A 7,447-nucleotide genomic window follows, 5' to 3' on the forward strand; every position below is an offset into this window, starting at 1 on the left:
GCCCACCTTTGGCGCTTTCAGGAGTAGATAAATTCATTTAAATTAGACGAATACCTATGTAGAAATCTAAAACACCATTACCTTATAAGACACCCCCGATTACTTCAACTAATAATCGGTGGGGAATGGACGAAAACCCCCACCGATTACAGTTTCACTTTATATTAAAAACATTGCAACAATTGTTGTCACAAGTAATCCGATTCCAACTGGGATAAGATTTCTTCTAGCAAGCTCAAACGGATCCACGTTGCAAATAGCTGCTACAGGGATTAGCGCCCAAGGTATGATTGTACCTCCACCAATGAAAGACATCTATTTAATAGACTTAATTACAATTTCCCTTGGGATGCCAGATCCTCTTTTGTATGCTTCACAAGTGTCTACAACAATTTGTGAAAATAAAGTTGTAATCATTTGTTTCTTTTCCGGATCATTCGCATATTCCCATAACGATACTAAGTTTTCACCCATGAAATTAATTTCATCTTGATTTTCATTAATTTTCTTAAGACTCTTTAGTTGTGATTCAATTTCTCTTTCTTCCGAACGTAAATGTTCTGTTGTTTTAATTAATTCATCTATCGTTATTATATCAGCTTTAAACATTTGCTTTTCTTTATCATACAGTTTTTGAATTCGCAGTAATTTTTGCTCTAACACTTGTACGGTATCATCCGTTACTACATCAGACTGTAAATCAGCTGAGAGATTCTGAGAGTTTAGATCGGTAAGTATTGAATCAAGATTATGAAAGATTGTTCTAACAAGGTTTTCTTCTAAAAAGATATGGCTGGAACACTTTTTGCCTGCTTTTTTCCCGTTGCATCTGTAAGTTTTTTTACCACCTGATTTATGCCCGGACATAGAATGACCACATCTTGCACATTTTAAAATAGTGGAAAAATAATAGTTGCTGGTCTCTCTTTTTCCTCCGAATGTTCTTCGTCGATCTAACAAATCTTGTAATTCCCAAAATTGTTCTCTTGGAATTATAGGATCGTGGATTCCATCGAAGAGAGTTTTTTCACGAGGTGGTTTTTTATATTCGGTGATTGATTCACTGAACGTGAGATAACCAGCATACACAGGGTTATTGGCTATATCCCTTACGCTGTCAACATGCCAATCACCGCCTTTCTTTGTTGGTACCCCTGTAGCAGTAAGGTACTTAGCTATTGTTAAAAATCCTTTGGTTTTTGATAGTTCATAAATTAATTTTATGGTTTTAGATTCATCTGAATTAATTATAAGTTCATCATTGGTATAAATATAACCGTATGGAGCTGTGCCACCTTTCCACTTACCGAGTCTGGTCTTTTTTTCCATTCCAAGGCGCACTCGCTCCGCAAGGTTTTCTCGTTCCCATTGTGCAATGGCGGCTACCAAAGTAATAAATAATTTTCCCATGGCACTTGTTGTATCATAAACTTCAGTAGCACTTTTAAATTTACATTTATGGTCATCTAAAACTTTAAGTATTTCATATAGGTCTAAAACGGATCTTGTTAGGCGATCAAGACGATAAACTAATACTACATCAATGTCACCTTTTTTTACCTCTTGCATCATAGCGTTAAACTTTGGTCTATTTAAATCTTTAGCAGAGTATCCGTCATCAATATAAATTTCGATTATTTCCCAACCTTGTGATTTGCAGTATGCTTCTAATTTTTCTTTTTGGGCCAAAATCGAATAACCATGCTTAGCTTGTTCTTCTGTAGATACACGAATATAAATTACACATTTCATTATGATTACCCCTTGTATTAATACTGCGGACTAATTCCATATAAGAATTTCCCTAGTATTTTTATATCTTCACAGTTATCTTGTGTGTAATGTTGATCCGTGAATGTAGAATTATGTGATAATGGCTCAAGAACAATTAAATTAGTGAATTTATATACTCTTTTTAAAGTAGCATTGGAATCGTTAATAAAAACTGCTGCGATTTCTCCATTTTCTACATCTGGTTGTTTTCGAATGACTGCATAATGACCATTAGGCACAACTTTATTCATACTTTCTCCATTAACAACTAATCCAAATAATTCATCATTTTCCTTTCTTGGATATGGAGGTAATACACAATCTACAATATCTTCTATTGCTTCCAGTGGGACACCAGCTGCTATTTTTCCTAAGATAGGAATTTTTTTCCCTTTAAAATTACATTCTTCAGATTCTTGCCTTATTAAACCTATTTCCCCATCAATTATTTCTGGGACTACACTTTTATATGTTGTATCTATATCAGATTTTGTAACACCGAATACTGCAGACATTTTTTCAAGAGCACCAGCCCCAGGTTTTGAGCGATAATTCATGTAATCACTCATTGTACTTTTAGCTACTCCTATTTTTTCAGCAAGTTGACCTTGTGTCATTTCGTGTTCCTTGAGAAATTTTTTAATATTGTCAACAATTATCCTTTTTTGTTCTTCTGTCATTGTAGATTCACCTCAACTGATTTACATAAATTTACTATAAATTATATAATGTAAATATAACACATTACGAAATTTTCGTAAACTATTTTCGGATGAATTTCCAATTATTAATAAAGTACGTTTTTTTCGAATTTTTTTGTTGTTTTTTCGAAAATGCTGTAATATACTTGAACCCAGGAGGTGATTACCATGTACCACTCTAAGAGAACTCTCAATGAATTAAGAGAGGGGGCGGGGTTTAATCAAACCGAACTAGCCGAACTTCTAGGCATCTCCTCTAAAACATTATGGAGTTACGAACAGGATTCAAGCAATTTACCTGATGAACTTATTAAAAAGTATATGTTTTTGTTCGAAATCCCTTTTGATAATATTTTTTTCGGCAACAAGTACGAAAAATTCGTACTTGTTCAAGATCGTGTTAAGGTGAGAGCTGAAAAGTTACAAAGGGTTTTAGAAAAGAAGGGATGTACCTCAGCTTAAGAATCATAGCATTAAATAAGAGGTGATTTGAATGAATATATCAGGAAGAGTTGAAATTACCGAAGAGAAAATAAGAAAACTTAAACCTGTTTTTGAAAGTATTCTTTCTCGTAAGTACGGAAGAAAAATAAAACTCGTTAATATGTCTATGGGTAACATAACGTTAAAAAGTTAAGGAGTAATAGGCCTTAAAAGGCTTTCTCTTTTTGCTAGTTTTGCAAAATTTGATGAACGATTTTAGTTCTAAACCTAAAAGGAGGAAAAGGTTTGTTCGTAGTCATTTGTTTAGATAATTCCATTCCAATGGTTTCATGTTTTGAGGATGAGTTAGAAGCGTTAGAAAACGTAAAATATCTAGCTGAAAATGGTGCAATAAACATCAGACTTACTAAAAATGTTGAGTTTGAAATTGAAAGAAAAGTGAGTGTTAAACTAATATGATTTTTTCCTAATATAGCCGGTATTATTTACATAGATTTTTAGCCATTATGGTAGGCATTATGCTTGGAAGTTTTTCATTAAGAAGGAGGTCATAAATTGAATCAATTAGTATTTGTCGAAAACGGACAAGCTGTTACAGATAGCTTGACTATTGCAGATGTATTTAATAAAAGACACTCAGATGTTTTAAGAGATATAGAAATGCAACTAGAAAAGTTGGTTCAAGCAGGTGAAGGTGGATTTGGAAAACGCAACTTTGCGTTATCAAATTATCAATCTGGTACAAGAGGTTATAAGAAATATAATCTCACTGAAGATGCCTTTACTCTAGTTGCAATGGCATATACAACTTCAGAAGCTATGATATTCAAGATTAAATTTATTGAAGAGTTCAAAAAAATGCGTAAAGAGTTAACCAAACCAAAAGCTTTATCAGAACATGAGCAAAGAGTTGAATTATTGAAGTTATCACTTGAGCATGATGCAAAACTTAATGAGTTTGATCAACGACTTATTAAGGTCGAAAATAATGAAAGAATTAATGCTTTTCAACAGAACGTTATTAAGAAACAAATCGGATCAAGAGTTTACAAGGTCTATGAAGAACATAATCCAAATGACTTAGGAAAAAATTTATTGTTTCCAAAGATTCACCGCAACTTTCGTGATGCTTTCGCAATTTCAACATATAGAGATTTAAGAAAGTTAGATTTTGATGATGCGTTAATCTGGATTAAATCTTGGAGACCACTTGTATAAAAAGAAAAAAACTGACACGGCAATGTCAGTTTCCAAACAAAAATAATTATGTTGTCAATTATATACCATGTATTGATTATTGGCTACAGAAATGTAACTCGAGGAGTGTTTATATGTCAGAAGTTAAATGGATAAAGCTGAGCACTCAAATGTTTGATGATGAAAAAATTAGACTAATTGAGCAGATGCCAGAAGCTGATACTATCTTAATCATTTGGGTTAAATTGCTCACTCAAGCTGGGAAAGCTAATGCTAATGGTTACATTTTTTTAAATGAAAATATTCCATATACTGATGAGATGCTTGCTACGATCTTTAACAGAAATATCGCTACTGTAAGGTTAGCTTTGGGTACATTTAAGCAATTTGGCATGATTGAAGTGGATGATAATCAATTTATCTCAATTGCTAATTGGGATAAACATCAAAACTTAGTTGGTCTTGAACGAATTCGTGAACAAAACAGGCTAAGAAAACAAAGGGAACGAGAAAGAAAAAGTCAACTTCTTTTGCCAAATGATAGTCACGTGACAGTCACGCAAAGTCACGCAACAGATATAGATATAGATAAAGATAAAGATATAGATAAAGAAATAATACCCTTTGTCGATATTATCGACTATTTAAATCTTAAAGCATCTACAAATTATCGTTCTTCAACTAAAAAAACAAAGGATCTAATTAAAGCTCGTTGGAAAGAAGGATTTAGGTTAGATGATTTTAAGTCAGTTATTGATATTAAAGTTAAGGAATGGATCAATGATAAATCCATGAGCAAGTATTTACGACCAGAAACACTATTCGGTACAAAGTTTGAATCTTATTTAAATCAAAAGAGAGGTGAGGGACCTAATGGAGCAGATCCAGATACCAAGAGTATTGCAGAAGAATATGGTCTTGACTTCTAATTATTGTGATAAGCATACCTATTTTTTGAACGGTGAAGTAAAGGTTAAGCCTATTCAAATGATGATACTAGATGGACAAGAATTATGTCCAAAGTGTGGAGTTGAAAAGGAGACCCAAAAACTAGAGGAATCGGAAAATCAAAGAATAAGGCAAGTACTCGAAAATAGAAACCAAAATATCTTGTATAAACAAAGCATTATCACTGATGAAACGATATTAAAAGCAAGTTTTGAAAATTTTGTAGCTACACAAGAAGAAGAAATTAAAAATAAACAACTTTGTTTAGATGCACTTAAGCAGTTAAAACAAGGACAAGTTTTTAACGTTCTTCTAATTGGAAATCAGGGTGCTGGTAAAAGTCACTTAGCATATTCAATGCTTAACGAATTAAATTCAAATAATAACGTTTCGTGTTTATTTATAAGTGTTGAAGAAGCCATGCGTCTTATTAAAAGTTCTTTTAACGATAAAGGTAGTAAATATACAGAACAATATTTCGTTTCACTCATGTCTTCAGTGGATTATTTAGTACTTGATGATCTAGGTGCAGAAACAGGAGCGATTAATACAGAGAAAACAGCAACGGACTTTGTGCAGCGTGTTCTTTATGCGGTAAGTAGTGCTAGACAATCTAAAGTAACGATAACAACTACAAATTTAAGCAGTGAAACTCTATTTAACATGTATGATAAAAAGCTTGTCAGTAGATTAATGAAAAAGCCAAAATTTATTCTATTTAAAAATACTAAAGATAAACGTATTTCTAGTTTACCTTTTTAGGAGGATGAACATGGATAAGATCGTTATTCTCGAAGAGTTCAGACAGGAGTGGGAAAGTGAAGAACTTGAAGAAGTCATCAAGTGTTGGGATAAAGGTTGGTCTTATAAAGATATTGCTCACAGGTTTGATATTAATGAAACGGAATCTATGATGGTTCTTCTACATCTTGATGTATACGGAAAGCTTAAAGAGCGAAAAGGTGGCATTTTCGGAAGTGTAGATAATGACAATGTTCAATATGACAGTTGTCACAGAATTAAGTTTAATGAATTGCTCCACTTTAAGCAGAGCAAAACATGGTCTGAAGAAGAAATGGAGTATCTATGTAAATTCCATGAATCAGATGATATGCAATCTATAGCCTTATCTTTAGGAAGAACAAGTGGTTCGGTTAATGAGAAATTAAAAGCGTTAAAAAAGTCTGGTAAATATGATTATTACAAAACTCTTAATGAAAATTGGTGTGCAAATGAATAAATAAGTACTTCTTAGTCTTGGCTTATTTAGAAAAAGATAAGTAAAGTACTAATCTTAAAATAAGTAGCAAACAACAAGGGGATAACTATTAGTTGAAAACAGTTCAACCTATACGTGATCTAAAGAAAGTCGCAGAAATGAAACATATTTTGTATTATGTTTCCTAAAGAAAAAGCTCTTCAATGAAGAGCCTTATAACTACACCTCACCCATACGCATTCCGAGTAATAGAAAAAATGTGAATGCCAATACAAAACTGTTAAGGACGAATCCTGCAGCAAGAGGTAAGGGACTTTTAGAAAGAAATGCAAATACAATGCCAGCTATAGAGAGAATAAAGAATACAATGACTGGGATGTACGAGTTTGTATTGGGTCCACTAGTTATAAAGAATACTAATAGATTAATAATCACGGTTGAAAATGTTAATATTCCAAATTTGTTCATCACTACCACCTTTTCTTTTCATTAGATATTTTTTAGTCGTATATATAACGAATTAGTTGGTGTGAAAGTTGCAAATTATGGATATTTCAAGAGTTTCCAAATAGGGGAGGAAGAAAGATGCTAAAAAAGGGCGATAAAGTCGTTATGCATACATGTGGTGAAGCTGAACACTACAACGGCAAGATTTGGACTTGTAAGACAGATGAGTTTAAACATCATCCAAATCATGACTATACAGTGATTATGTTAGAGGGTTTTAGTGGTTCTTTTCATACTGAATTTCTTCAACTTGTTGATTTGCAAGAGCAAGATAACAAAATTGCAGGACTTGAATCAAGCTTAAAGATATATAAAGAGGAATCGGATCTTCATGAACAATCTACCTATATTGATAACTATCAATACCAATTAAGTGTAAATGAAAAAGGTGAAATTCCTTGCCTAATAAAAGTACATGGTGTTGAACATGTTTTGGGGATTATTGAGAAAGATGCAAGGGCGTTTGTTCATCTGTTTAAAATGCATTCCAAATAGGGGAGGAAGAAAGAAGGACAAAACTAAGATTTTTTATCCTTCTCTAGTAAGTCTATAATTTTATCGAGTTTTTCCTCTATAGCGTTACTATTTTCATGATTGCGTGAAGTATTTTTTAGTAATCTTCTAACAAAAAGAGCAAATGAAATTGTTAAAACAAAGA

12 protein-coding genes and 1 pseudogene are annotated in these 7,447 nt (G+C 32.7%); 8 read left to right on the forward strand and 5 right to left on the reverse strand.

The features are described 5' to 3' along the window. Window positions 1-159: 159 nt before the first annotated feature. The 3 genes and pseudogenes from V7014_RS17220 to V7014_RS17230 form a co-directional block, all read right to left on the reverse strand. A pseudogene (locus V7014_RS17220) lies at window positions 160-309 on the reverse strand (hypothetical protein); the annotation flags it as partial. A gap of 6 nt (window positions 310-315) precedes the next feature. Next, window positions 316-1,752: a recombinase family protein gene (locus tag V7014_RS17225; RefSeq protein ID WP_335508665.1), complete on the reverse strand. Its 1,437-nt coding sequence runs from the start codon at window positions 1,750-1,752 to the stop codon at window positions 316-318. Between the two features lie 17 nt (window positions 1,753-1,769). Beyond that, entirely contained in the window at window positions 1,770-2,453 is a 684-nt protein-coding gene (locus tag V7014_RS17230) for a LexA family protein (protein WP_335508666.1), read from the reverse strand. A 189-nt stretch (window positions 2,454-2,642) separates the two neighbouring features. On the opposite strand from V7014_RS17230, the gene V7014_RS17235 reads away from it, so the two are divergent. The 7 genes from V7014_RS17235 to V7014_RS17265 all read left to right on the forward strand — a co-directional run bounded on the left by V7014_RS17235 (window position 2,643) and on the right by V7014_RS17265 (window position 6,303). Then, window positions 2,643-2,936, forward strand: coding sequence for a helix-turn-helix transcriptional regulator (locus V7014_RS17235; RefSeq protein ID WP_335508667.1), 294 nt, complete (start codon window positions 2,643-2,645; stop codon window positions 2,934-2,936). A gap of 31 nt (window positions 2,937-2,967) precedes the next feature. Continuing rightward, complete coding sequence (locus V7014_RS17240) at window positions 2,968-3,111, forward strand: hypothetical protein (RefSeq protein WP_335508668.1); 144 nt, start codon at window positions 2,968-2,970, stop codon at window positions 3,109-3,111. 92 nt (window positions 3,112-3,203) lie between these two features. Next, the gene (locus V7014_RS17245) at window positions 3,204-3,377 is read left to right on the forward strand and encodes a hypothetical protein (RefSeq protein WP_335508669.1); all 174 of its coding nucleotides are present in this window, start codon (window positions 3,204-3,206) and stop codon (window positions 3,375-3,377) included. 96 nt (window positions 3,378-3,473) lie between these two features. Beyond that, window positions 3,474-4,136 carry a Rha family transcriptional regulator gene (locus tag V7014_RS17250; protein ID WP_335508670.1) on the forward strand — a complete coding sequence of 221 codons (663 nt, stop codon included), beginning with the start codon at window positions 3,474-3,476 and terminating at the stop codon, window positions 4,134-4,136. Between the two features lie 113 nt (window positions 4,137-4,249). Then, a complete protein-coding gene (locus V7014_RS17255; protein WP_335508671.1) occupies window positions 4,250-5,044 on the forward strand; it encodes a phage replisome organizer N-terminal domain-containing protein in 795 nt (264 codons plus the stop codon). Next, window positions 5,016-5,825 carry an ATP-binding protein gene (locus V7014_RS17260; RefSeq protein ID WP_335508672.1) on the forward strand — a complete coding sequence of 270 codons (810 nt, stop codon included), beginning with the start codon at window positions 5,016-5,018 and terminating at the stop codon, window positions 5,823-5,825. The genes V7014_RS17255 and V7014_RS17260 overlap by 29 nt, the downstream gene beginning before the upstream one ends. Before the next feature lie 10 nt (window positions 5,826-5,835). Then, on the forward strand, window positions 5,836-6,303 hold the full coding sequence (locus tag V7014_RS17265) for a hypothetical protein (RefSeq protein WP_335508673.1): 468 nt from the start codon (window positions 5,836-5,838) through the stop codon (window positions 6,301-6,303). 198 nt (window positions 6,304-6,501) lie between these two features. Here V7014_RS17265 and V7014_RS17270 read toward each other — a convergent pair whose 3' ends face one another. Continuing rightward, the gene (locus V7014_RS17270) at window positions 6,502-6,750 is read right to left on the reverse strand and encodes a hypothetical protein (protein WP_335508674.1); all 249 of its coding nucleotides are present in this window, start codon (window positions 6,748-6,750) and stop codon (window positions 6,502-6,504) included. A gap of 117 nt (window positions 6,751-6,867) precedes the next feature. Here V7014_RS17270 and V7014_RS17275 point away from each other — a divergent pair, with 117 nt between their 5' ends. Next, a complete protein-coding gene (locus tag V7014_RS17275; RefSeq protein WP_335508675.1) occupies window positions 6,868-7,284 on the forward strand; it encodes a hypothetical protein in 417 nt (138 codons plus the stop codon). 23 nt (window positions 7,285-7,307) lie between these two features. Here the strand turns inward: V7014_RS17275 and V7014_RS17280 are convergent, their stop codons facing one another. Next, entirely contained in the window at window positions 7,308-7,433 is a 126-nt protein-coding gene (locus V7014_RS17280; protein ID WP_335508679.1) for a DUF4083 family protein, read from the reverse strand. Between the last annotated feature and the right edge of the window lie 14 nt (window positions 7,434-7,447).

The organism is Bacillus sp. JJ722, assembly GCF_036963345.1.
Classification (GTDB): Bacteria; Bacillota; Bacilli; order Bacillales; family DSM-1321; genus Bacillus_AD.